This is a genomic window from Mesorhizobium sp. M7A.F.Ca.MR.362.00.0.0 (assembly GCF_004023175.1).
Lineage (GTDB): Bacteria > Pseudomonadota > Alphaproteobacteria > Rhizobiales > Rhizobiaceae > Mesorhizobium.
In genome coordinates, this window is record NZ_RZTF01000004.1 from 17,240 (window position 1) to 18,723 (window position 1,484).

The 1,484-nt window shown below is 57.9% G+C and carries 1 protein-coding gene and 2 pseudogenes; all 3 read right to left on the reverse strand.

The window, feature by feature from the left end:
• Positions 1–128 precede the first annotated feature (128 nt).
• Positions 129–635 carry a peptidoglycan-associated lipoprotein Pal gene (pal, locus tag EOC06_RS01035; RefSeq protein WP_013529149.1) on the reverse strand — a complete coding sequence of 169 codons (507 nt, stop codon included), beginning with the start codon at positions 633–635 and terminating at the stop codon, positions 129–131.
• 353 nt (positions 636–988) lie between these two features.
• Positions 989–1,150, reverse strand: a pseudogene (locus EOC06_RS41460) (four helix bundle protein); the annotation flags it as partial.
• Between the two features lie 144 nt (positions 1,151–1,294).
• Positions 1,295–1,484: pseudogene (gene tolB / locus EOC06_RS41465) on the reverse strand (Tol-Pal system protein TolB); the annotation flags it as partial.

Below are 1,484 nucleotides of genomic sequence, written 5' to 3' on the forward strand. Positions count from 1 at the left end.
GCCAAATTTTGTTTCGGGCATCCGGATGTGAAAAAGGCCGGCCCCAGGGCCGCCTTTCGCACAGGTATGTTGCATTTTTACCGCTAGACGGCCGCCGTTCTTGACGCGCCGGTCGGCTGCATGATGCTTCAGGAGCCAGCGCCGCTAAGCGTGGTGACCGCGCGGCGGTTCTGCGACCAGCAGGAGATGTCGTCGCACACCGCGACCGGACGTTCCTTGCCGTAGGAAATGGTCTTGAGACGGCTGGCCGAAACGCCCTTGGCAACGAGGAAGTCGCGGGTGGCGGCGGCGCGGCGGGCGCCGAGCGCCAAATTGTATTCACGTGTGCCGCGTTCGTCGGCATGGCCTTCGACGACGATGGCATACTGCTTGTACTGGTTCAGCCACTGCGCCTGGCGCGAGAGCGTCGTCTGCGCGTCGGCACGGATCGAGGTCGAGTCCGTATCGAAGAAGATGCGGTCGCCAATGTTGACGGTGAAGTCCTGCGCCGATCCGGGCGTCGCCGCGCCGGCGCCGTTAAGGCCAAGATCGGCCGCGTTGTTCGGCGTCTTCTTCGAGGCGCAACCTGCGATGGCGAGCATCGCCACCAGCGCGATCATGACCGGGTTTCTGGTAAGTGCTGCAATACGGCCCATGCCGCCTCTCCTTCGTATTTCGAGTGATCTAATTTGAGTGATTTCGTTGATCACCCAGTAACCACGTTTGGGTTAACCGGCATTCAAGAAACACGGTTAATTTTGCTTTAAGCTGCCCGTCCGCAGCCCGTTGGCCTGAAGCCACATTTCACGCGGACCCTAGGCGTAAATACGGCCAAAACGCGACAAAGAGATGGAAATGAGGAATTGAAGAGTTGGGGAATTGAGGAACTGAAGAGAGAATTCACTTCAGCTTTTCTCTCAGATTGATCAGCATGCCGTAGATATGGGGCATAGGATCGCAGCCAATCGTCGTGTTGTGCCTGGCTGATGTATCCAAGGTCGAACGCATAGGAAATCCACGTCTCCACCTCGCTGCATGACCCCATTGCCATCGAAATGAACCGCGCGAATTCGGGTTTGGAGTGAGTCTGCTTGGCAAATCCCTCAGCCAAATTGGCGCAGATTCCTTTGCTGGAGCGACGCAACTGATCAGCCAGTGCGTATTGCTCCATTTTCGGGAAAGCGAGCGTAGCTTTATGGACGTCAAGAGAAATCACCTAAGCGCGTTTGTATACCTCTAGATCCTTCGCGCGATTAATGTAGCCGCCCGCCTTCTCCATTCTTCAGTTCTTCAATTCCCCAGTTCCTCAATTCCTCTATTCAAGCAGCGGCGACCAGGCCGGGTCCGAAGCGAAGTTCGCCGTCGGGATCGATTGCTCGTTGCGTCCGGTCAGATCGACCGAAACCAGTTTGGGGCCGCCGGCGGAATCGCGGAAGAACATCAGCACGCGGCCATTCGGCGCCCAGGTCGGCCCCTCCTGCTGGAAGCCGGAGGACAGGATGCGC

Excerpts from the sequence above, each read along its gene's own strand:
- pal (WP_013529149.1), bottom strand. The coding sequence starts at position 635 with ATGGGCCGTATTGCAGCACTTACCAGAAACCCGGTCATGATCGCGCTG.